The organism is Marinobacter iranensis, assembly GCF_029207565.1.
In the GTDB taxonomy this organism is placed as follows: Bacteria; Pseudomonadota; Gammaproteobacteria; order Pseudomonadales; family Oleiphilaceae; genus Marinobacter; species Marinobacter iranensis.
Genome location: NZ_JANCMW010000006.1, coordinates 184,943 through 206,942, shown reverse-complemented (window position 1 = coordinate 206,942; position 22,000 = coordinate 184,943). Strand labels below are relative to the sequence as shown.

Sequence of the window (22,000 nt, the reverse complement as noted above, 5' to 3'; positions counted from 1 at the left end):
GGGGTCTCCTTTGTGTTTCGGATCGGGATTTCAGACTTCTGAACGACTGGCAAATCGCGCCATCGCCATGCGCAAAGGCACGCCCACCCGCAGTAACGGTTTCGGCGGGAGTCGAGAAGGGGCACCTGATACTTCAACCATGTCGGACAGCAGTTCGCTTTTTTTTCCGCACGCCATGTCTGCCAGCATCATCCCGGATACGGTGCCCCGGGCGGCGCCGACGCTCTGGTCGCAGCAAGACAGGTAGATCCCCGGTTCTATTTGCCCAAAGTAGGTCTCGAAGTTACCTGACAAGCCGCTGGCTCCGCCCCAGGTGTACTCGAATTCCACATCCTTGAGTTGCGGGTAGCGCGCATCAAACGCTTTCCTGTGCCGCAGCCCAAGGCCTGGCAAAAGTTCCTGAGGCGTATTGTAATCGTGAGCGTAACGGTAGGAATTACGTATAATAGTTCGCCGGTCCTGTGTCATGCGGACCGTCGTGCCGGCGTGGTCCGCTGGTGTGATTCCCCAATCGAGCTGCCCGCCATAGCGTTTCATCTGATCATCCGTCAGGGGCTTGGTCATGCTGGCGAAGGTCATGACCGGCAGTATGTGGTCGCGCATGAAACCGAGTTCGGCGGTGAAGATATTCGTACCCAGTATCAGTTTGCGGCATTTGATGCTGGATTTGCCGGTTTTCAACAGAAACCCGCATTCCGTCCGGGTGATTTCAGTAACCGCCGTGTTCTCTGCGATCTGCACGTTGTCAGGCATGTTATCCGCCAGGCCGCGCATCAACGCCGCCGGCTGCATGAGAGCACCACCCGGCGTGAAAATCGCAGAGCTGTAGAAGTCTGTTCCGAAGACTGACTTGATCCGTTCGCGCGGGATTCTCTCGTAGGTCTCGCCAAAGCCTTTCAGCAGTTCTTCGTAATGGCTGAGGAACTTCTCTCCTCGCGTGCCCACGGCGGCCTGATATTTACCGGCAGGGGACCACTGGCAGTCAATGCCGTACTGGTCGATCTGGGTTTTCAGATAGTCGATGGCGGTACGGTTCAGGCGAACCAGTTTGCGCTTCAGATCGTTGTCATTCGATTCCAGGTCCCGTTTATGGGGCTGGTCAATAACAAAACCCGAGTTGCGGCCAGACGCGCCTTGCCCGATTTTGAGCGCTTCGATGAGAAGGAACCGTTCGTCGGGGCGGTTTTCAGCCAGTCGACGCACCGCTGCGCAACCGACGAAACCGCCACCAATGACGACGGTATCCACTCGCACATTGCTTATCAGCTCGGGAAACGCCGAAACGTTGTCGAGGGCTTCGTACCAACCGCAGTGGCCATCGTATTGGGGAAGAATCATTGCCTGTATCGCTCATTGTTGTGTTGCTGTATCCAGGTCCAATGGTTCGGACCTGTTCGCGTTACACAATGATTATTCGATTCAACTATTAGATAATCTACATTTGGCGGTCAAAATAAGAAAAAATGATATATATAATTAGCATAACTTATGAAATGGTGAATTTTAACAATGGACCCGGACCTTCTGGATACTCAGTTACTGAGCACGTTTGTAACAATCGCCGAGTCTCAGTCCCTGACGGATGCCGCCAATCGACTGTCGGTCACCCAGTCAGCGATCTCCCAGTCGTTGAAACAGCTTGAGGGTATGGTCGGCGCCGAATTGATCGTCCGTCGCACGCGCCCGGTACAACTCACGGCAACAGGGCAGGTTCTGAAGCGCAGTGCAGACACCATCCTTGCGGATCTGCGCCGGTTAAACGTGCAACTGAGATCTGCTGCGGAAATGAATCTGGTTCAGTGTCGTCTGGGGCTTGTGACGTCCTGCTCGGAAGTATTCGGCAGCAGGCTTATTGCAAGACTGAGTAGCCGGATCGAACGGCTGGCACTACGCAGTGGTATGACGCCAACGTTGATGCAGGCATTCCTGGATCGTGAAATCGACATTCTGGTCTCCAGTGAGCCGATGCATGATGTAGAGGGGCTTGAGCGAGTCCAGCTTTGCCGTGATCCAATGCTGGCTGCGATACCAACCACAATGTTGGAAGGCGTGAAGACTGAGGTGAATCATGGTGGTCGGGGGCGGCTCGAGAGTCTTTTACAGTCTGAACCACTGATCCGTTACGGGCGCAACACGCACATAGGTGCTCTGAGCGAAGTGACTATGCGGCGTATGCGGCTTCAGACCAATGTGCGGTATGAAACCGATGATACTCATACGTTGATGAGCTTTGTTCAGGACGGGCACGGCTGGGCAATACTGAGTGGGCTTTGTCTTGCCCAGGTGTTGTACAGAACAGAGGGTGTCCGCTTTATCGAACTCGACGCCAGCCGTCATGCACGCGAGCTGTATTTATTGGCCAGAGAAGGGGAAATGGGCGATATCCCCTCGCAGGTAGCGGAGAGCACCCGAACCCTTTTGCGAAAGGATATCGTGCCTGATCTGGCTGTTCACGCCCCTTGGCTTAACGAAGAACATTTCGCAATTGGTCAGTATACTTAGCCCGATTGCGCAGACAGACTGGTGGTGGCAGACGTTTCACCCGAATAGGATGGGTCTTCCCTGACGTGCTCAAGCAGCCAGTCACGAAACTCCTCTACACCAGGTTTTCTTCTGGCCTGCTCCTCTGGCTCAAGCATGTAAAAGTGCGCCTCGGTGTTCAATTCCGTTGGCACGGGACGCACGAGCACGCCATTGTCCAGATATTGTTCGACCAGTTGTTGCCAGCCAAGTGCGATACCCTGACCATTCAACGCTGCCTGTATCAGCATCGGATAGTTGTTCAGATTGAGCTGGCGGCGAGGCTTAATCTGTTCCAGCCCGGCCGAGCGAAACCATTCTTTCCAGGTCAGCCAGTTTTCATTGGAGTCCAGCCAGAGTTGAGTTGTACCAAGCACCTGCTCTGGAGTGTCCACAGTCTGGCGTTCCAGGAAGGCCGGGCTACAAACGGGGTAGACCCGTTCACGAAACAGAGGGGTTACAGAGGTTCCTGTTGGGGCTTTCCGGTAGTAGAACAGGGCAATATCGTATTCTGAACTACGGACACCCTTCAGAGAATCCGTTGCCAGAATTCGGACGTCGATATGTGGATGCAGGTCCTGGAACTTCGGCAGTCTCGGCAGCAGCCAGAGCGAGGCCATCGCGTTAGAGGTTGCCACTGTGATCTGCTTGTTTGACCGCCATTGCAGGATATCGCTTGTCGTGTCGGCCAACACCTGCAGCGACTGTTGCACACTGGCGTAGTAATCCGTACCGGTTTGCGTTAGCCCCAACTGACGCTTGTCCCTGACGAAGAGTGCGCGGCCCAGGTATTCCTCAAGGTGCCGGATTTGCCGGCTTACAGCACCCTGGGTCACGCTCAGTTCGGAGGCTGCCTGAGTGAAACTCATATTGCGCGCGGCCGACTCGAAAGCCACGAGGCTGTTAAGAGGAGGTAAGGGTTTTATTTTCACCGGTTTCTCTCTGGCAATGTTGATGCTTGTTATTAGTGGGCCTGGGTAGCCGTCGAAAGCTGGTTAGACCCTGACGCTTCCTCGTTGCCCTGCCTATCGTCACTTTCCTCTATTCTAATCATCGATCCGCGCGCCGTCCGTTATTTTTCTTGGGCAAAGGTCGGGATAGTGGATGCAATCCTCATCAATTAATTGACATGGGTCAAACGAGTTTTTGTGCCTCAAGTCATGAGATTTTGTCATGAACAGGCGGCTTAAAAGTCGTTTGCCGAAAAAGTTCGCCATCCTTACTATCGCTCCTCATACAGCTACGACCTGTAGTCACTGAGTCAGGTCAATGTGCTGCTGGTAGCCCTGACAGGGTCACGAGAGATCGTCAGAGATCGAGAGAGGAGAAATGCCATGACAACAACAACGCGTCTGATTCCAGCAACAGCACTTGATAATGTCCGCAAACCGCTTGCCGAAGCGTCCGGTATGCCCAACGCCGTTTATGACGACGCCTCACTGTATGAACTGGAGCGGGATGAGGTGTTGGGAAAAGGCTGGGCAGCACTTGGATTTACCAGTGACCTGCCGATGGATGGTTTCGCCAAACCCTACGAGTTCATGGGCTTGCCTCTGGCGATCATGCGTAACCGTGACGGTGAGTTCAAGGTTTTCCACAATGTCTGCAGCCACCGGGGAATGATTCTTCTGACCAAAGAAACCGAAGTGGAAGGCATGGTGCGCTGCCCTTACCACTCATGGACCTACGATCTGAATGGCAACTTGAAAGGTACTCCGCATATTGGGGGGTACGGCAAGCACAAAGCGGAAGGTTTTGTGTGCGAAAAGCATGGGTTGCGTGAGGTCCGCTCGCACGTCTGGGCAGGGATGGTGTTTATCAACCTTTCCGGGGATGCGGTCGATTTTGAAACCTATATTGAACCGTTGAAAGAGCGTTGGAGTGATCTTTGCGGCAAGGACGGCTGGGACAACCTGCACATTGCGCCCACCGGCAGCCAGATGCAGCTGGAAGTGCTGTGCAACTGGAAACTGGCGGTGGAAAACTATTGCGAGTCCTATCACTTGCCGTGGGTCCATCCCAGCCTGAACACATACTCGCCGCTGGACCAACACTACAACCTGGTGGTGGGCGACAACATGTCCGGTCAGGGCAGCCACACCTACAACCTGTCTGATGTGGCGGGCACCCATTTGCCACGCTTCCCGTCCTGGCCGCAGGATCGACTGCGCCAGGCAGAGTACATTTCGCTCTATCCGAATGTTCTGCTCGGCCTCCAGGCAGACCACTTTTTCGCCATTATTCTGGAGCCGAAATCCCACGACCGGACGCTGGAAAACCTGCGTGTGTTCTATGTGGGTGAAGAGGCGTGTGGCGACGAATACGCGGCATGCCGACATTCACAGATCGAAGCCTGGCGTGTGGTGTTCGGTGAGGATGTCTTTGCCGTTGAGGGAATGCAGGTGGGTCGTCGATCACCTGGTTTCCAGGGCGGTGTGTTCTCACCGGTGCTGGACGGCCCGACACACCATTTTCACAACTGGGTAGCCAATCGCTACGCCAGCGCACTGGAAGGATGATTCTCTATGTTTAACAAACAATCCAACCACTGGCTCAATTTTATTGGCGGCGAATGGGTCGATGGCAAAACAAGCATTGAGGTGAGTGACCCCTCCTCTGACAGCGTGTTTGCCACCATTGCCAGCGCGGATCTGGGCGATGTCGAGTGTGCTATCGCTGCCGCTCGTCAGTGTGTGCGTGAAGGCCGGTTGACTCGTCAACGGCCCTCCCAGCGAGCGGAACTGCTCTACCGGATCGGGAGCGAGATCCGCAAGCTCGCGGATGAGGGTGCTCTACTAGCCTCTCGCGAAAACGGGAAGTCGCTCAACGATGCGCTGGGTGAGTTTACTGAATCCGCGTCTTACTTTGAGTATTACGCGGGCATGGCGGACAAGATCGAAGGCAAGTCGATCCCCCTGGGAGAAGACTATGTCGATTTCACGACTTACGAACCGCAGGGTATTTCGGTACAGATTGTTCCCTGGAATTTTCCGGTCTCGATCTGCGCGCGTTCACTGGCACCGGCGTTGGCTGCTGGAAACGCGGTGATTGTGAAATCGCCCGAGGTGTCGCCGCTGGCGATCACGTTGCTGGCAACGGCGTGCGAGCGTGCTGGCTTGCCCAAGGGGGTGCTGAGTATCCTGGCAGGGCCCGGGCGCGAGATTGGTGCGGCTTTGGTGGCGCACAAGGAGACCAACCAGATTGTCTTCACCGGTTCTGTGCCGACTGGCCGCTCGATTATGCGTGCGGCCGCCGAGAATGCCGTGCCCTGCGTTATGGAGCTGGGTGGCAAATCCGCTGCCGTCGCGTTCTCCGATGCAGATTTGGACGAGGTAATCTCCAGTGTAAAAAACGGGATCTTCTTCAATTCCGGGCAGGTTTGCTCGGCCATGTCCCGTCTGCTGGTTCAGCGTGAGATCTACGATGACGTGGTTGGCCGGGTTGCAGAACTGGCCCGGGGGCTGAGCATTGGCGGCGGCAAGGATAACCCGGATATTACGCCGTTGGTGTCGATGCAGCAGCGTGATGGTGTCCTTGAGCTGTGCCGTCAGGCGGAAGAGGATGGCGCACGCCTCATTTTTGGTGGGCGGGCCGTGGAAGGTCTGCCAGGCGCGTTTGTGCAGCCGACGGTGTACGCGGACGTCACCCCTGACATGCGCCTGTTTGGCGAAGAAGTGTTCGGTCCGGTCATCGCCATCACGCCTTTCGATAGTGAAGAGGAAGCCTACGAACTGGCCAATGGCACCGACTATGGACTTGTCGCGGGCGTCTTCACCCAGGACATCAGCCGGGCCCTGCGTGCCTCCCAGTCACTGGATGCCGGCCAGGTGTTCGTCAATGAGTGGTTTGCCGGTGGCATAGAAACGCCGTTTGGTGGCAACGGGCTCTCCGGCTATGGCCGCGAGAAAGGGCAGGAAGCACTCTACAACTACGTGCGCACCAAGAACGTCGCGATTCGCATCACCCGATAAATACGATGACGGTGCCGCTGTCCCGGATAGCGGCGCCGAGGGAGGGCCAAATCATGAAAAAGTGGCTATGTACTATCTGCGGTCTGATCTACGACGAGGCCAAGGGCTGGCCATCCGAAGGAATTCCCCCGGGTACCCGCTGGGAAGATGTTCCGGACGACTGGCTGTGCCCTGACTGTGGCGTGGGCAAAGCCGACTTCGAGATGATTGAGCTGAAAGCCGAGCAGAAGCCGAGTGCCCCTGGCATTGGAGCAGAGACTGAGTATCCGCATCTATACTCGCTGCCGGGTACAGAGCATCGACCCGAAAGCAAAGACGCTGGAAACCGACTCCGGCTCCCAGCCCTACAGCAAGCTCGTTCTGGCGCTGGGTGCCGAGCCTATTCGCCTGCCCATCGACGGCAGTGGCGCCGAGGACGTATTGAGCGTTAACAACCTGCAGGACTACCGCCACATGCGGGAGCGTCTGCAGAGCGGCAGCAGGGTCACTATTATCGGCAATGGCCTGATCGGCTGCGAATTTGCCAATGACTTGACGGCCGCTGGTTGTCAGGTGGATGTTGTTGGCCTGGCCGAGTCCCCGATGGACCGGTTGTTGCCTTATGACGTCGGTGTGCAGTTGCAAGAGGCGTTGCGGGAGCAAGGCGTGAGCTGGTATCAGGGCAATACCGTCGAGCGTGTCGAGAAGGAAGGTGATCGGTATCGGGTTGTACTGCGTGATGGTACTGAGCTGGTCACCGATCTAGTGATTTCCGCGGTTGGCTTGCGCCCCCGCACCCCCGCACGGAACTGGCCAAGTCGATCGGTGCGGACGTCAATCAGGGCATTCAGGTCAATGGCGGAATGAAGACAACGGTCCCGGACGTATTCGCGATTGGCGATTGTGTTGAAATCAATGGCCGGCTGTTGCCATACATTGCGCCAATCACCTATGGCATCCGGGCACTGGCGGATACTCTGTTGGGGCGGCCAACCATGGTTCAGTACCCACCGATGCCTGTCATTGTCAAAACAGCGGCACTTCCGCTGACCCTGTTAAGTCCGTCCAACAGTTTGGAAGGACGCTGGCAGGTTGAGCGCGATGAGCATGGCTCCCGGGCCTTTTTCCTTGATGAATCGGAGTGCCTGCAGGGCTTCGTACTGGCAGGGCAAGTTGTTTCGGAACGACAGTCCTGGGTTGATCAGTGTGGAGAGCCCCTGAAACGTTCGGTTGCCTGAGAGATCGCCCGTAGGTTGGTGAACCTGTTGCCCACTGTATACAGTGGGCAATAGCCCTATCTTTTTTACATTCAGACACTCAGTGCGGTTTCGACTTTGTCCAGGTTCTGGTCCAGTTCTTCGGAGCTGCCATCGAAATGAACTTGTCCTTTAACAATAACCACGTGGCGGTCGCAGAGCTTCTTTAATGCCTTGATGTTCTTGTCCACGATCAGCGTGGAAATACCCGATTCCCGGATCGTTGCGATCACATTCCAGATGTCCTGGCGGATCAGCGGAGCCAGGCCTTCGGTCGCTTCGTCGAGAATCATCAGTCTCGGATTGGTGACCAGCGCGCGGCCTATTGCCAGCATCTGTTGCTCGCCCCCTGACAGTTCAGTACCGAGATTCGATAACCGCTCCTGAAGTCGTGGAAAAGTCGCCATAACCCGCTCGAAGTCCCATCCGGATTTACCGTTGCTGTCTGGGCGTGCCGCCATTTGCAGGTGCTCCTTGACCGTCAGGTTGTGGAACATGCCGCGACCTTCGGGCACGTAGGCGATATCCCGTCGCATGCGCTTCCAGGTTGGCAGTTTGCTGATGTCCTCGCCGTCGAAATACACATGACCACTGCGGGGCGGCACGATGCCAAGAATGGATTTGAGCGTCGTGGTCTTGCCCATGCCGTTGCGCCCCATCAGGCTCATGGACTGCCCTTTCTCAAGCTTGAAAGACAGGTCGTGGAGGATGTGGCTGCGGCCGTACAGGGTGTTGAGGTTCTTTACTTCCAGAAGGTTATTGCTCATGCCGCTTCCTCCTCCTCGTCTTCCTTACCCAGGTAGGCTTCTTTAACCCGGGGATCATTGCGGACTTCATCCACGGTGCCGGTGATCAGGTGCGTGCCGTTATCCAGCACGGTCAATTGGTCCGAGAGTTCGAAAATGGCGTCCATATCGTGCTCTACCAGCACAATGCTGTAGGTCTGTTTGAGCTGACCCAGAAGCTCGATAATGCGCTGGGATTCCTCATGGCCCATACCGGCCATGGGCTCGTCCAGAAGCAGGATGCAGGGGTCGGTTGCCAGCACCATGGCGAGTTCCAGTTGGCGTTGCTCGCCATAGGATATTTCCGCTGCAATGGTGTGGATGCGGTCAGCCAGACCGACCTGGTGAAGCGCCTTTTCCGCAGCTTCCCTAACCAGCTTGTTGGCATGGCGTGATGCAAACAGGTTAAAACTTCCCGCGAACCGGCGCTGGGCTGCGACAGCGCAGTTTTCCAGGCAGGTCACATCGGCGTAGATATTGGTTTTCTGGAAGCTGCGGCCGATGCCCCGGCGTACGAATTTCCACGGCTTCATGCCTTCAATCTGATCGCCCTTGTGGAAGATACATCCGCTGGTTGGCTGCAGGGTGCCGCACAGCATATTCAGCAGCGTGCTCTTGCCGGCGCCGTTCGGGCCGACCACGCCGTGCAGTTGTCGGTCATGAAACTGCAGCGAAATATCGTTGAGGGCCTTGATGCCACCCCAGTGTTTGCTGAGGGATTCGGTTTCCAGAATGATGTCGTTGGCCATGATTATTTCTCCAGCAGCTTTTCAAGGTAGCCGGCCAGGCCTTTGCGCAGCAGCAGGACCATCAGGATGATCGAACCGCCCATAAACAGCATCCAGTCGTCGCTCAGGTGCTCGAAGATATACAGCAGGCCTTCGTAAGTGATGGTGCCCAGAATGGCGCCGTAGATCGTGCCCATGCCGCCGAGGATCGACATCACCAGAGCGGTGCCGGACATTTCCCAGGTCATGAATTGCGGGTTTACGTACCCGTATTGCAAGGCGAACAGCAGGCCGGCATAGGCCGCCAAGGTACTGCCGATGATGTAGCTGATCAGGCGGAACGCGAAGATGTTGTAGCCCAAGGCTTCTGTGCGTTCGGGGTTCAGGCGGCTTGCTTCCACAATGCGGCCGAACCGCGAGCGAAGGATGATCTTGATGGCCACCAGGGTGATCAGAACCGCCAGCAGCGACAGGTAATAGAAGTGCGATGGGTTGTCGAGGTCCAGGAAACTCAGGCCGAAAATGCTGGTGTCCGGCTTCATGAAAATGAACAGGCCGTCGCTGCCGCCGAACTCCAAAGAGTCGAAGAAGAAGTAGTAGACCATCTGCGATATGGCCAGGGTGATCATGATGAAGTAGATCCCGGAGGTACGCAGAACCACCACACCAACAACCAATGCGACCAGGGCACTGATACCCATGACGTAAATGGCGTAAACCCAGAAGTTGACCGCTTCGTACTCCGGCGTGAGGATCACGAACAGGTAACCGCCCAGCCCATAGAACAGCGCGTGCCCCAGGGTGACCAGGCCAACACGCCCGACCAGGAAATCCAGGGACATCACGAACACCGCCAGGATCAGGATGGTGGTGACTTTCCCCACGAAGAAGGAGTTGTCCTCCAGGAACAGGGGAATACAGAGGGCGATGACAAAGAAAATCGCCAGGACAATACGCTCGGTGCGTTTCTCGAAAATCATGTTCGGCTCCCGCTTACTTGGCGAACAGGCCCTGGGGCTTCACCAGCAGCACCAGGATCATAAAGAGGTAAATCACCATGTTGGACATGGTGGGCATCAGAACCGCCGCGAAGGTGCTGATAACACCGACCAGCAGCGCACCTACGAAAGCGCCCTTAATGGACCCCATGCCACCGATAACCACCACCACGAAGCATGTAATCAGCACGCTCTCCCCCATGCCCGGAACGATCGAGCGCATGGGTGCGGCAATGATTCCTGAAATGGCGGCCAGCATCACGCCGATGGCGAACACGATGGTGTAGAGGCTTTTTATGTTTACGCCCAGGGCTTCCACCATTTCCCGATTGGACTCCCCGGCACGAATCAGCATGCCCAGGCGGGTTTTGCTCACCATGAAATACAGGGCGGCGGCGATGGCGATGCAGATCAGCGCCGCAAAAATGCGATACACCGGGTAACTGGAGTTGTCGGTGAACGGCACGGAACCGCTCAACGCCTCCGGAACCGCAACACCGTAGGGATCGTTGCCCCAGAGAATGCTTTGAAGAGAGTTGAATACGAAGATCATGCCAATGGTCAGCAGCACCTGGTCCAGGTGGTTGCGGTTGTAAAGTCGCTGTATCAACACCCGCTCGATCAGTATGCCCAGGCCCAGTGCGATGACCGCCGAGAGAATGGCGGATACCGTAAAGCTGCCGGTTACAGCGACGAAGTACCACACCAGATAGGCGCCGACCATGTACATGGAGCCATGGGCCAGATTGAGGATGCCCATCACGCCGAATACCAGGGTCAGGCCGGAGGCGATCAGAAACAGGAGCAACCCATACTGGAGGCCATTAATAAGTTGCACGAAGAAAAGTTCGGTAGACATAGTGATACCCAACGGTTTTACGGATAAGTCAGTTCAGGGGCGGGCAGACAGCTTCGGGGATGCTCCCGGCAGCTGCCGGGAGTCAGTGGAACCCGTGCTCAGAGCTTGCAGCCGCGAGCCGGATCTTCCAGCGCTTCGGCGGCCACGCTCTGCACCACGTTTACGCCATCTTTCACTTCCCGCAGGTAGATGTTCTGGATCGGGTTGTGGGCCCTGGAGAAGGTGAATTCTCCGCGAGGGCTGTCGATGGTCAGTTTCTCCATGGTGCTGATCACCGCCTGTTTGTCCGAAATGTCACCCTCGAGCTGGCCGATGGTATTGGCAATGGCCTGCCCCGCGTCGTAGCCCTGTACGGCATAGATGTCCGGGTAGTGGCCGTACTCGGTATTGAAGGCTTCGCGGAACTCCCGGTTCTTGGGAACGTCCAACTGCTCTGCGTAGTGCAGGCCGGTCAGTACGCCCTCGGCGGCATCGCCCTGCGCCTGCAGTGTGCCTTCGGTGAGGAAGCCGGAACCCAACAGCGGAATTTTGCCGCGCAGGCCCATGGCGTCGTAATCCTTCACAAACTTGATGGCACCACCGCCAGCGAAAAAGGTGAAAACTGCGTCCGGGTTGGTCGCAGCGATATCACTGACATGGGACTGGAAGTTGGTAGACGGGAACGGCAGCAGTACCTTCTCGACAATCTCACCACCACCGGCGGTAAAGGACTCTTCAAAGGCGTCGAGGCTTTCGCGGCCCATGCCGTAGTTCCAACTGATGGCGTAAACCTTCTTGTAGCCCTTATCCAGAGCCACTTTACCCATGGGGTAGGACGGCTGCCAGGATGAGAACGATGTCCGGAAGATATTCGGTGCGCACAGGGGGCCAGTGGCGGCCGCGGATCCGGCGTTCGGGATGATCATGATGGTGTCTTTGCCGCGCAGCATCTTGATCATGCCCATGGCAACACCGGAATGAACCGGGCCAATCACGAAGTCCGCTTCGTGCTGGTTCAGCAGTGACGAAGCCAGCTCCGGTGCACGGGAGGGTTTGGCTTCGGTGTCCAGTTCGATGAACTCAACAGGTGAGCCGTGCAGTGCTGATGCTTTTTCTTTCAGTGCCAGCTTCAGGCCATCGCGGCCGGCTTCGCCAAGCTGTGCGTAAATGCCGCTAAAAGGCAGCATGATGCCAATTTTCACCGGGTCACCGGCGGCCGCCAGGGCAGAGGTAGAGAGCCCGGCGGTTAGGGTGGTTGCCAGTACAGCACTGGCAAGCGTTTTGATCCTGCTCATTTCAACACCTCAGATTGTTGTTGTGGGTTCTGTCATTAGAGGCGTGAAGGGGCTACAGGAATATCCGTTTTCTGCAGAGAGATGTCCCGTGGTTGCACTGGCGGATAGTGCAGTTCGAATATCAGGCACTTTCACTGAAGGTCTTGCGCCAGTCCCGTGGGCTAACACGGTGGCGTTGCTTAAAGTGTTGCCGGAACGACGTGGCCGTGTGGAAGCCGATTCTTTCCGCAATGGCTTCTACAGACAACGACGTGGTTTCCAACAGCTCACGTCCTTGCCGTAACCGCTCATTCACCAACCACTCCACCACTGTCATGCCGGTTGCCTTTTGAAAGTGACGTGTGAAGGTGCGCCTGCTCATGGCCGTGCGGGTAGCCAGTTCATCGATGGTGTGCGTATCGGCCAGGTTTTCTCGCAGATAGTCCAGTAGTTGGTTGATATGGGCATCCTGGGTGGAGATGGCGACCGGCTGCTCGATGAACTGGGCCTGGCCTCCCTCCCGGTGAGGTGGAACCACCATTAGGCGGGCAATCGTGTTGGCGGTCTTTGCGTCGTAATACTCTCTCACCAGGAACAGGCAGCAATCCAGCCCGGCAGCCGTTCCGGCGGACGTGACCAGTCGTTCGTCTTCCACATAGAGCGCGTTGGTGTCCAGGTTGACTCGCGGGAAGCGACTAATGAAGTCCTGCTCAGCCAGCCAGTGAGTTGACGCTCGCTTGTTGTCCAGCAAGCCCGCATAAGCCAGCGCGTAGGTTCCGTAACAAAGCCCTACCACATGTGCGCCCCGCTGATGGCAGCGGGTTAGCGCCTCGGCCAGTTCTGGCGGTGGTGCTTCATTCAGATCATGCCAGCCAGGCACCACCGCAATATCGACCGTATCCAACAGTTCCAGGCCGCCGTCCGGCTGCACGGTTATCGCCCGCTCTGATTCCAGAGGCCTTCCGTCCGGCGTCACAATCAATAACTCAAACAGCGGGCGTTCGGGCAGGGAAATGTTGAACACCATGTAGGGCACCGAGAAATGGAAGGGGCTGAAGTGGGGATGAAGGATGAGTCCGACTCTGGGTAGCACCACTGTATCAATCCTGTTGTTCATTGAGCCCGATGATAACCGGTTGGCCCAATTGTTTCGATGATTGTCTTTCAGGTCAATATTAGTGTTAGTCAGAGCTCTCTAGACTTAATCCCATCAACAAAACACCCTATTGGAGGACGAACCCGATGTTGATCAAAACCTTCGCTGGCGCTCTGGTTGCTGTTTCGGCTGTCTTTGCCGGCAGTGCGTTTGCCGACTCTGGCGCTCAGGAAACAACCCAGAAAATACAGCACATTCGCAACGCCACGATAAAGATAACCTATGGGAATACCACGTTTCTGATTGACCCGATGCTGGCCGACCGAGGTGCCTATCCGGGTTTCGAAAATACCTACCGGAGCGAGCTGCGCAATCCGCTGGTTGGGCTGCCCATGGCCGCAGAGGACGTGGTCGAGGGTACGGATGCGGTGATTGTGACCCATACCCACCTGGATCACTGGGATGATGCCGCCCAGAAGCTGTTGCCGAAGGACATACCCCTGTTTGTGCAGAATGTGGCCGAAGCTGAGATGGTTCGTTCACAAGGTTTCAAGGATGTGCGCATTCTCGATGATGATGCTGAGTTTGGTGGCGTAAAGCTTCACAAAACCGGCGGCCAGCATGGGTCAGACGCAATCTATTCGGTCCCCGAACTGGCCCAGGCGCTCGGTGAAGTGATGGGCGTGGTTTTCGAGGCAAAGGGGCAGAAAACAACTTATGTGGTGGGCGATACAGTTTGGCGTGATGAAGTCGTGCAGGCGTTGGAGCGTTACCGTCCCGAGGTCATTGTGCTGAACACCGGCGCTGCGGAGGTTTCCGGCTTTGAGGGCGACCCTATCATCATGGGCAAGGAAGATACGTTGCGTATTCACCGCGCAGCCCCGGATGCCACCATCGTCACCGTGCACCTGGACGCTGTAAACCACATGACCCTCAGCCGTGAGGAACTGGCCGAATTCGTCCGCAGTGAGGGGATTGAGGATCACGTTTCGATCCCGGCGGATGGCGAGATTATTTCTTTCTAACCAGAACACACCCGAAACACAAAACCGAAAGAGGAACAATTATATGAGTAAGCGAGCCATTATCGTTGTTGATGTCCAGAATGAATATTTTGCCTCCGGCAAGCTGCCGCTGGTGAATATTGAGCAGGCCGCAGCCAAAGCTGCCCAGGTAATAGAAGCCGCACGCCAGAATCAGGACCTACTCGTGCACGTTCGCCACGAGGCCCCGGATCCGAGTGCCCCGTTTTTCACGCCGGGCACCGATGGAGTCGACATTCACGAATCTGTGGCTCCTCAAGGTGATGAGCCGGTCATTGTGAAGAACTACCCGAACTCGTTTCTGAAAACCAACCTCAAAGAGTTGTTGGATGCCAGTGGCATCGAGGAAGTCGTGGTCATAGGCGCCATGAGTCATATGTGCATCGAGGCCACCAGCCGCGCCGCTTCAGATTTTGACTATAAGGTCACGGTGCTGGAAGACGCTTGCGCTACGATGGATCTGGAGTTTAACGGTGTAAAAGTGCCGGCTGCACAGGTTCATGCCACTGCCATGGCGGCTCTGGAATTTGCTTACGCGACCGTCCAGTCCACTCGGGATTACCTGTAACGAAACTGCCCTTCGTATCTGCTCGGTTGCTCCCGTAACCTGAACGCTGACCGGCTCGAAGTATTTTCTAGCCGGTCGTTTCGGGGGCACCGTTCGACCCGTATTCATCGCTGTAGCCGGCCAGGTAATCCCTGGCCAGTCTCATCGGACATCGACCCTGAGGTCTGTGTACATCTGCCCGGTAAGCTCGCGCTGAACCTGCAACCGTTCGGTAATGCCCTGGACGACTTCCATGCGAGCCATCGCCCCGGCCTGGATATCCTTCATTGCCTGTAAGGTCTCACCGGACTGGCCCAGGCACTGGTTACACGATTCCCGGATTTGTTCCATGCCATTACCTGCTTCGACCGAGGTGGTATTCAGGCTGTCGGCTATGGCGCGAATCCCCTCGCTGGATTCGTTGGCACGTACAGCCAGGTTGCGCACTTCATCGGCCACCACGGCGAAACCACGGCCGTGCTCCCCCGCCCGGGCGGCTTCGATGGAAGCGTTTAGCGCCAGCAGGTTGGTCTGTTTGGCGATGTCCTGAATATTGCCCACGATGGCGCCGATCTCGGCGGATTGCTTCCCCAGCTCGGTGAACACATCATCAATGCGGCCCATGAAGTCGGCCAGCTCGCGAATCGATGCTTCGGACTCTGAAATGCAGCTGGCGCTCTGGGCTACCTTGGCCCCGGACGCCTTGGCCAGCTTGCCCGCCTCCGCCATCTCCTCGAGGATCACATCGACGTTGCTGCGCAGGTCATCCAGGTGGCTGAGCAGAATAGGGTCTGGCGATTCCGGTTCCGAGGTATGCACTTGCGGTTCCTGCACCGGTTCGGGCAGCGGCTCGGGTGCCGGCACCTGTTCCCGGACGGTCACTACGGTCGGCTGCATCCGCGTGCACAGGGCGAGTGCGGTGGCGGCTAGGGCGAGGGTAACCGCCGCAAGCACGGCCGGGGTGGCTCCGTCCGCCATGCTCAGTAATAGCCCGGCGCTGACGATGGCCAGAAGCAGTGCTCCGTAAACCGGGGCTTTGGAAGATCCGGGCTCAGATGTTTTTTGTTCGATAGTGAGAGTGTTGTCCATGGTTCTGTTTCCGCTGGGCAAGGGTTCGCATCCTGCGATGAACGCTAAGGGATTTTTGGGGGCGAACCTATCCGCACAATGCAGAGGTTTATCCGTATTCTGAAAAACGGGCTTGGAGGGCAGAAGTAGAAGCCAGGCCGGAACGGTGGGCCTGGCTTCCGGGTTGATATTCAGTCCAGGTTGTCGAGCAGCATCTGGCTGAACTTGTCAGGGCATTCCACCGAGGGGACATGGCCGACATGTTCCAGAATCACTGGGTGCGAGGCGCCACTGTATTGGGCCAGCGCCTGGAGCGTTTCCGGGGGGGTAGCAACGTCGTCCGAACCGCCAATCAGCCGGAGCGGTACGCGATGCTGGCCCAGCTTCTCGCGGAAATCGACACGCCCCAGCATTTCGCACAAAAGTGCATAACTGCGGTCATCACCGCGCCCCATGATCACGCGCCAGCCCTCGACCAGAGCCGGCTGCTGTTCGCAGGCGGCGGGGCCGAACCAGCGCGGAACGATATCTACAGCCATGGCACGGAGGCCGAGTTCCAGTACGTTAGCTGAGCGGGTATTCCAGGCCTCGGGTGTGCCGATGACAGCGCCGGTGTTGGTGAGAGTGGCGGAAAGCAGTCTGTCAGAATGTTGGCTGACGAGTTGCTGGCCAATAGCACCGCCAATCGATGTGCCAACAAAGTGGAATCTTTCAGTATCTGCAATGGCGGCGAGCGCGATGGCTTCCTGCGCCAGGTCTTCCGGTGTGATTTTGTCGGACTTGTCCGGCCAGCTCGCGCTGGCGCCGTGCCCCGGCAGGTCCCAGGTCAGCACCCGGAACCGTGGCAGCAGCATCGGTAGCATGTCGTCCCACACGCCCTGGGTCATGCCCAGCGGGTGTGCCAGCACCAGCAGTGGTTTGTCTTTGTCGCCGAGCAGCCGGTAGCAGATGGTGCGGCCATTGTGTTTCAGAAATGCCATGTTTGCTCCTTACCTCAGACCCGTTCGATGAGTGTAGCAATACCCTGGCCGACACCCACGCACATGGTGCACAGGGCGTAACGGCCACCGGTGCGCTGTAGCTGGTGGGCGGCGGTCATCAGCAGGCGGGCGCCGGACATGCCCAGAGGGTGGCCCAAGGCGATGGCACCACCGTTGGGGTTGACCCGCTTATCGTCATCGGCAACGCCCAGTTCTCGTAACACCGCCAACCCTTGTGCAGCAAAGGCTTCGTTCAGTTCTATCACGTCGATGTCATCGATGCTGATACCCTGTTTTTCCAGCAGCTTGCGAACCGCCGGCACCGGGCCTATGCCCATGATGCGCGGTTCCACGCCTGCCGTGGCCATGCCCAGAATGCGGGCCATGGGCTTCAGCCCGTGGGTTTTCACCGCGCTCTCACTGGCAACCAGCATTGCAGCGGCGCCGTCGTTCACGCCAGAGGCGTTGCCAGCGGTCACGCTGCCGCCGTCCCGGAACGGCGTTGGCAGGGCAGCGAGCTTTTCCAGGGTGCTTTCACGGGGATGCTCGTCGGTATCGAATACCAGCGGGTCCTGTTTGCGACGTGGAATGGACACCGGCACGATCTCTTCGGCGAAGATACCGTCCTTCTGGGCGCGGGCAGTTTTCTCCTGGGAGCGGAACGCAAATAGATCCTGATCTTCCCGCGACACCTTGTACTGTTCGGCGACATTTTCCGCGGTTTCCGGCATGGAATCGACACCGTACTGCTTTTTCATCAGCGGGTTCACGAAGCGCCAGCCGATGGTGGTGTCTTCAATCATCTGTCCACGCGAGAAGGCAGCATCCGCCTTACCCATGACATAGGGCGCGCGGGACATGGACTCCACACCGCCGGCCAGTACCAGGTCCATCTCGCCGGCACGAATCGCGCGGAAAGCGGTGCCCACGGCATCCATACCGGAGCCGCACAGCCGGTTGAGGGTAGTGCCGGGTACGGATGTCGGCAGACCAGCCAGCAACGCCGACATCCGCGCCACGTTGCGGTTGTCTTCGCCGGCCTGGTTGGCGGAGCCCATCATCACTTCGTCGATGGCGGCTGGGTCCAGTTCCGGCGCCTGTTCCAGTACGGCCTTGAAAATATGGGCCGCCAGGTCGTCGGGGCGGACGCTGGCCAGGGTGCCGCCGAAGCGGCCAATGGCCGAACGGCGGGGATGGCAGAGATAAACGTTAGTCATGGTGAACCTCACTGTTGACCGGCATGGTGGGCGTTTGTGCGTGCTTTCAGGTCCCGCAGGATTTCCAGCTCGTGGGCGGTGGGTTCCGGTGTGGTGTCCAGCGACTCGGCAAAACGGATCTCCCAGCCAGTGGCTTCGATCACCTCTTCACGGGTCACGTTCGGGTGCAGGGACGTGACCACCAGTTCTTTGGTGTCCGGATCCGGCTTGAGAATGCACAGGTCGGTGATCACCACCGTGGGGCCGCGACCGATGTTGGGCACGTTGTCCCGGGCCTTGCCGTCACGGCCGAAGCCGACGGTGGTCACGAAGTCCACATCCTTAACAAAGGTGCGCTTGGAGTGCTTGACGGTGATGAACACTTCCTTCGCGTTGGTGGCAATTTCCGGTGCGCCGCCACCGCCGGGTAGGCGAACTTTGGGCTCACGGTAGTCACCGATCAGCGTGGTGTTAAGGTTGGCGTAACGGTCAATCTGTGCGGTACCCAGGAAGCCGACGCTGACGTGGCCGCCCTGCAGCCAGTAGCGGAACATTTCCGGTACCGAAACCGTGGTGAGGGCAGATTCGCACAGCTCACCGTCACCTATGGACAGCGGTAGCACATCCGGTTTGGTCTGCAGGGTGCCGGATTCGTAAATCAGGGTGACGTCCGGCGCATGGGTCAGGCGCGCCAGGTTGGCGGCCTCGCTGGGCAGGCCGATGCCGACGAAACAGGTCATGTCGCTGGTCAGTGCGCGGGCGGCAGTGACGCTCATCATTTCCGAGGAGGTAAATTCAAGGCTCATCACGCAGCTCCTTTTTCAAAGACGTTTTCTTTCAGCCAGGTCTGGAAGGTTTCCCGGTCACGGGCGATGCCGTCCCACTCTTTGTAGAAGGCGTTGTCGCGGTCGTAATAACCCAACGCGTAGGACGGGCTGGCGCCTTTCGGTGCCTCGGCGATGGCAGTGATGGCCCAAGAGGGCAGCACGCAGGCGTTTACAGAGGCGCCAAGGTCGTCGACGATTTCCTCAACGGTAACGATGCTGCGCTTGGCGGCCAGCACCACTTCCTTCTGAATGCCGACAATGCCCTCCACCAGTACATTGCCCTTGCGATCGGCGCGCTGGGCGTGGATCACCGCCACGTCCGGGCGAACCGACGGCACTGCGGCCAAGCGCTCGCCGGTGAACGGGCACTCAATGAACTTGATCTGGTTGTTCACCTTGGGCAGGTCGCTCCCTACATAGCCGCGCAACACGGCGAACGGCAGTCCGGCCGCGCCGGCTTCGTAGGCGCAGGCCATGGCGGCGTGGCTGTGCTCGAGGATGTCCAGCTTGTTCGGCCAGCCCTTCTCCACGGCGTCCCGCAGGCGATGCAGCGAACCCACGCCGGGGTTGCCGCCCCAGGAGAAGATCAGTTTTTTCGCGCAGCCGGCGCCGATCATCTGGTCGTACACCAGGTCCGGGGTCATGCGGATCAGGGTCAGGTCACGCTTTTCCTGACGAATGATTTCGTGGCCCGCCGCGAACGGAATCAGGTGGGTGAAGCCTTCCATACAGACGGTGTCGCCGTTGCTGATGTGGCGGCTCACGGCCTCCTGAAGGGAGAGAAATTCAGCCATCACAGTGTCTCCATTGCAGTGATTGTTGAAAAGTTCGATATACGAACATAAGTTTAATATGCGAACATGATGGCTCGAAGGTTTTACCTTCGTCAAGTACAAATTTTCACCAATCAGCAAAAATGCACGGATGTTCGGATACCGAACGAGCTGCTACCATGCGCGGATGCTGTTTTAGGCGAGGAAGGAACAGGAATGGACGATCAGATTCTCAAGCCCGGCGACCGGGACTATGTGGGTGCGCTGGCCTCAGGACTGGAGGTATTGCAGGCGTTTGATGCCGAGCACCCCCGCATGACGCTGAGTGAGGTGGCGGCACGTACTGATATGGATCGGGCCAAGGCGCGGCGTTTTCTGCTGACCCTTCATGCCCTGGGCTTTGTGAAGCGCAATGGCCGGCAGTTTGAGCTGACACCTCGGGTGTTGCAGCTGGGTTATGCCTACCAGGCCTCGAATCAGTACCGCGCGGTGATCCAGCAATACCTGGAAGACATCACTGCCGAACTGGGGGAGTCCTCCTCGCTGGCGGTACTGGATGGGGATGATGTGGTGTACGTGGTGCGCTCATCGGCGCGGCACCGGTTGATGGCCATTACCCTGTCAGTGGGCACCCGCCTGCCGGCGGCCTATACCTCCATGGGGCGGGTGCTGCTGGCGCAATTGCCGGAAGCGGAGCTGGATTCGTTCCTTGCTCGGGTGACTCTCGAAGCGTTTACGGCATCCTCAGTGACCAGTGCTGATGTGTTAAAGGATGAAATCATCAAAGTCCGGGAGCAGGGGTATTCGATCGTCGATCAGGAACTGGATTCCGGTCTTCGCTCCGTGGCGGTGCCGGTGTTTGCCGGCAATGGTGAATTGCTGGGGGCGATCAATATCAGCACCAATGCGGCGCGGGTGGGTATGGAGACGTTGATGGGGGTGTACTTGCCGCGGTTGCAGCAAGCGACCGAGGCGGTGCGGCGGACGACGCAGTGAGGTTTTGGGGGTGAGGAAGGTTGCGTGGGGAGCCGTCTGTGTCGGATTACGAACCGCGTTGCGGTTCTAATCCGACCTACGCGGGAACATGCAAACATGTAGGTCGGATTAGGCGAAGCCGTAATCCGACGCCCACCAGGGAGCAGGTATACCTGTAGGTCGGATTAGAGCCGTCAGGCTCGTAATCCGACATCCATCTCTCCGACACGCCCACATCACGGATACCGCCCGGTCAACCGGTTCTCCACCAACTCATCCAGAATGGTATTCGCCAGCCGCATCACTGCGTTCGGATTTTCTCCCTTTCGTCGCGATGCAATCACCGGCACGGTAATGTTGTCATCCTCCAAAGGCATATAGTCCACCCCCTCCCTGTGCAGCCGTCGAACCTGCTCAGGCACCAGGGTGAACCCCATATCCGAGGCCACCAGCGACAGCGCAGTCTGCAGGTCATTGACCTGCTGCATCACGTTAATACGCAGGCCGCGGCGGTGGAACAGGCCTTGGGTCAGGTCCGCGAAGTTGGGGCCCGTGCTCGAAGGAAAAGCGATCATCGGCCATTCCGACAGCTCTTTCATGGACGGCGGGTGTCGGGTCAGTGGGCTCCCGGCGGGTATGGCGGCGATCAGGGGTTCATCGAACAGCAGATCCTGTTCCACGTCGGGGTCCTCAATGCGCACCCGTCCAAAACCGATATCGATCTTTCCGGCCTTCAGCGCATCCACCTGCTCCCTTGTCTTCAGTTCGTGCAGGATGATTTCCAGGTTTTTGTTGCGCCGCAGGCGCCGGACCATCAGTGGCAGTTGCCCGTAGAACACCGAGGGCACGAAGCCGATGGAGAACACCGTCTTGCGATGCTGGGCGATCCGCCGGGTGTCGTTCATGGTGGCGGTTACCTTGTCGAGAATCTGCCTTGCCTGCTCCAGGAAGTACTCGCCAGCCGTTGTCAGTTGCAGGCCCCGGGGTTTGCGGATGAACAGTGCTGCGCCCATCTCCTCTTCCAATTGCTTTATGGCACGGGTCAAAGGTGGCTGGGCAATAAACAGCTTTTCTGCAGCCCGGGTCAGGTTCAGTTCCTCCGCCACGACCACGAAGTACCGCAGGTGTCTCAGTTCCATCCATACC

21 protein-coding genes and 2 pseudogenes are annotated in these 22,000 nt (G+C 57.7%); 9 read left to right on the top strand and 14 right to left on the bottom strand.

Going from position 1 to position 22,000, the window contains the following annotated elements; genetic code table 11:
- Positions 1-30: 30 nt before the first annotated feature.
- Positions 31-1,338, bottom strand: coding sequence for an NAD(P)/FAD-dependent oxidoreductase (locus NLU14_RS11720; protein WP_275706677.1), 1,308 nt, complete (start codon positions 1,336-1,338; stop codon positions 31-33).
- Between the two features lie 171 nt (positions 1,339-1,509).
- Here NLU14_RS11720 and NLU14_RS11715 point away from each other — a divergent pair, with 171 nt between their 5' ends.
- Entirely contained in the window at positions 1,510-2,502 is a 993-nt protein-coding gene (locus tag NLU14_RS11715; protein WP_275706675.1) for a LysR family transcriptional regulator, read from the top strand.
- On the opposite strand, the gene gcvA is transcribed toward NLU14_RS11715, so the two are convergent.
- Positions 2,499-3,452, bottom strand: a complete 954-nt coding sequence (gcvA, locus tag NLU14_RS11710) for a transcriptional regulator GcvA (RefSeq protein ID WP_275706673.1) — start codon at positions 3,450-3,452, stop codon at positions 2,499-2,501. The two genes, NLU14_RS11715 and gcvA, sit on opposite strands and share 4 nt — an antisense overlap.
- Before the next feature lie 402 nt (positions 3,453-3,854).
- Between gcvA and NLU14_RS11705 the strand changes: the two genes are divergently transcribed.
- From NLU14_RS11705 to NLU14_RS11685, 5 genes and pseudogenes are all read left to right on the top strand, one after another.
- On the top strand, positions 3,855-5,039 hold the full coding sequence (locus NLU14_RS11705; protein WP_275706671.1) for an aromatic ring-hydroxylating oxygenase subunit alpha: 1,185 nt from the start codon (positions 3,855-3,857) through the stop codon (positions 5,037-5,039).
- 6 nt (positions 5,040-5,045) lie between these two features.
- Positions 5,046-6,491, top strand: a complete 1,446-nt coding sequence (locus NLU14_RS11700) for an aldehyde dehydrogenase family protein (protein WP_275706669.1) — start codon at positions 5,046-5,048, stop codon at positions 6,489-6,491.
- 53 nt (positions 6,492-6,544) lie between these two features.
- Positions 6,545-6,706, top strand: a pseudogene (locus NLU14_RS11695) (rubredoxin); the annotation flags it as partial.
- A 19-nt stretch (positions 6,707-6,725) separates the two neighbouring features.
- Positions 6,726-7,337, top strand: a complete 612-nt coding sequence (locus NLU14_RS11690) for an NAD(P)/FAD-dependent oxidoreductase (protein WP_275706667.1) — start codon at positions 6,726-6,728, stop codon at positions 7,335-7,337.
- Positions 7,280-7,708, top strand: coding sequence for a hypothetical protein (locus NLU14_RS11685; protein ID WP_338040791.1), 429 nt, complete (start codon positions 7,280-7,282; stop codon positions 7,706-7,708). The genes NLU14_RS11690 and NLU14_RS11685 overlap by 58 nt, the downstream gene beginning before the upstream one ends.
- A gap of 71 nt (positions 7,709-7,779) precedes the next feature.
- Here the strand turns inward: NLU14_RS11685 and NLU14_RS11680 are convergent, their stop codons facing one another.
- From NLU14_RS11680 to NLU14_RS11655, 6 genes are all read right to left on the bottom strand, one after another.
- Positions 7,780-8,493, bottom strand: coding sequence for an ABC transporter ATP-binding protein (locus tag NLU14_RS11680; RefSeq protein WP_275706665.1), 714 nt, complete (start codon positions 8,491-8,493; stop codon positions 7,780-7,782).
- Complete coding sequence (locus NLU14_RS11675; protein WP_275706664.1) at positions 8,490-9,260, bottom strand: ABC transporter ATP-binding protein; 771 nt, start codon at positions 9,258-9,260, stop codon at positions 8,490-8,492. Before NLU14_RS11675 ends, NLU14_RS11680 begins: the two co-directional genes overlap by 4 nt.
- Before the next feature lie 2 nt (positions 9,261-9,262).
- The gene (locus NLU14_RS11670; protein WP_275706662.1) at positions 9,263-10,219 is read right to left on the bottom strand and encodes a branched-chain amino acid ABC transporter permease; all 957 of its coding nucleotides are present in this window, start codon (positions 10,217-10,219) and stop codon (positions 9,263-9,265) included.
- A 13-nt stretch (positions 10,220-10,232) separates the two neighbouring features.
- Complete coding sequence (locus tag NLU14_RS11665; protein WP_275706660.1) at positions 10,233-11,096, bottom strand: branched-chain amino acid ABC transporter permease; 864 nt, start codon at positions 11,094-11,096, stop codon at positions 10,233-10,235.
- 98 nt (positions 11,097-11,194) lie between these two features.
- Positions 11,195-12,370: an ABC transporter substrate-binding protein gene (locus NLU14_RS11660; RefSeq protein WP_275706658.1), complete on the bottom strand. Its 1,176-nt coding sequence runs from the start codon at positions 12,368-12,370 to the stop codon at positions 11,195-11,197.
- A gap of 121 nt (positions 12,371-12,491) precedes the next feature.
- Complete coding sequence (locus tag NLU14_RS11655) at positions 12,492-13,466, bottom strand: GlxA family transcriptional regulator (protein ID WP_275706656.1); 975 nt, start codon at positions 13,464-13,466, stop codon at positions 12,492-12,494.
- 125 nt (positions 13,467-13,591) lie between these two features.
- Between NLU14_RS11655 and NLU14_RS11650 the strand changes: the two genes are divergently transcribed.
- Together NLU14_RS11650 and NLU14_RS11645 are read left to right on the top strand one after the other, a co-directional pair.
- Positions 13,592-14,470, top strand: coding sequence for an MBL fold metallo-hydrolase (locus NLU14_RS11650; RefSeq protein ID WP_275706653.1), 879 nt, complete (start codon positions 13,592-13,594; stop codon positions 14,468-14,470).
- A gap of 43 nt (positions 14,471-14,513) precedes the next feature.
- Positions 14,514-15,056, top strand: a complete 543-nt coding sequence (locus NLU14_RS11645) for a cysteine hydrolase family protein (protein ID WP_275706651.1) — start codon at positions 14,514-14,516, stop codon at positions 15,054-15,056.
- 141 nt (positions 15,057-15,197) lie between these two features.
- Here the strand turns inward: NLU14_RS11645 and NLU14_RS23125 are convergent.
- The 5 genes and pseudogenes from NLU14_RS23125 to NLU14_RS11620 form a co-directional block, all read right to left on the bottom strand.
- Positions 15,198-15,590: pseudogene (locus tag NLU14_RS23125) on the bottom strand (methyl-accepting chemotaxis protein); the annotation flags it as partial.
- 704 nt (positions 15,591-16,294) lie between these two features.
- Positions 16,295-17,083 carry an alpha/beta fold hydrolase gene (locus NLU14_RS11635; RefSeq protein ID WP_275706646.1) on the bottom strand — a complete coding sequence of 263 codons (789 nt, stop codon included), beginning with the start codon at positions 17,081-17,083 and terminating at the stop codon, positions 16,295-16,297.
- A gap of 14 nt (positions 17,084-17,097) precedes the next feature.
- Complete coding sequence (gene pcaF, locus NLU14_RS11630; RefSeq protein WP_275706644.1) at positions 17,098-18,300, bottom strand: 3-oxoadipyl-CoA thiolase; 1,203 nt, start codon at positions 18,298-18,300, stop codon at positions 17,098-17,100.
- Positions 18,301-18,308: 8 nt separating this feature from the next.
- Positions 18,309-19,085 (bottom strand): CoA-transferase subunit beta, encoded by a 777-nt coding sequence (locus NLU14_RS11625; RefSeq protein WP_275706642.1) that lies wholly within the window; start codon positions 19,083-19,085, stop codon positions 18,309-18,311.
- Positions 19,085-19,900, bottom strand: a complete 816-nt coding sequence (locus NLU14_RS11620) for a CoA transferase subunit A (RefSeq protein WP_275706640.1) — start codon at positions 19,898-19,900, stop codon at positions 19,085-19,087. The genes NLU14_RS11625 and NLU14_RS11620 overlap by 1 nt, the downstream gene beginning before the upstream one ends.
- A 195-nt stretch (positions 19,901-20,095) precedes the next feature.
- On the opposite strand from NLU14_RS11620, the gene NLU14_RS11615 reads away from it, so the two are divergent.
- Positions 20,096-20,875, top strand: coding sequence for an IclR family transcriptional regulator domain-containing protein (locus NLU14_RS11615; protein WP_275706638.1), 780 nt, complete (start codon positions 20,096-20,098; stop codon positions 20,873-20,875).
- A 215-nt stretch (positions 20,876-21,090) separates the two neighbouring features.
- Here NLU14_RS11615 and NLU14_RS11610 read toward each other — a convergent pair whose 3' ends face one another.
- Positions 21,091-21,993: a LysR family transcriptional regulator gene (locus tag NLU14_RS11610; RefSeq protein WP_275706636.1), complete on the bottom strand. Its 903-nt coding sequence runs from the start codon at positions 21,991-21,993 to the stop codon at positions 21,091-21,093.
- Positions 21,994-22,000: the final 7 nt, after the last annotated feature.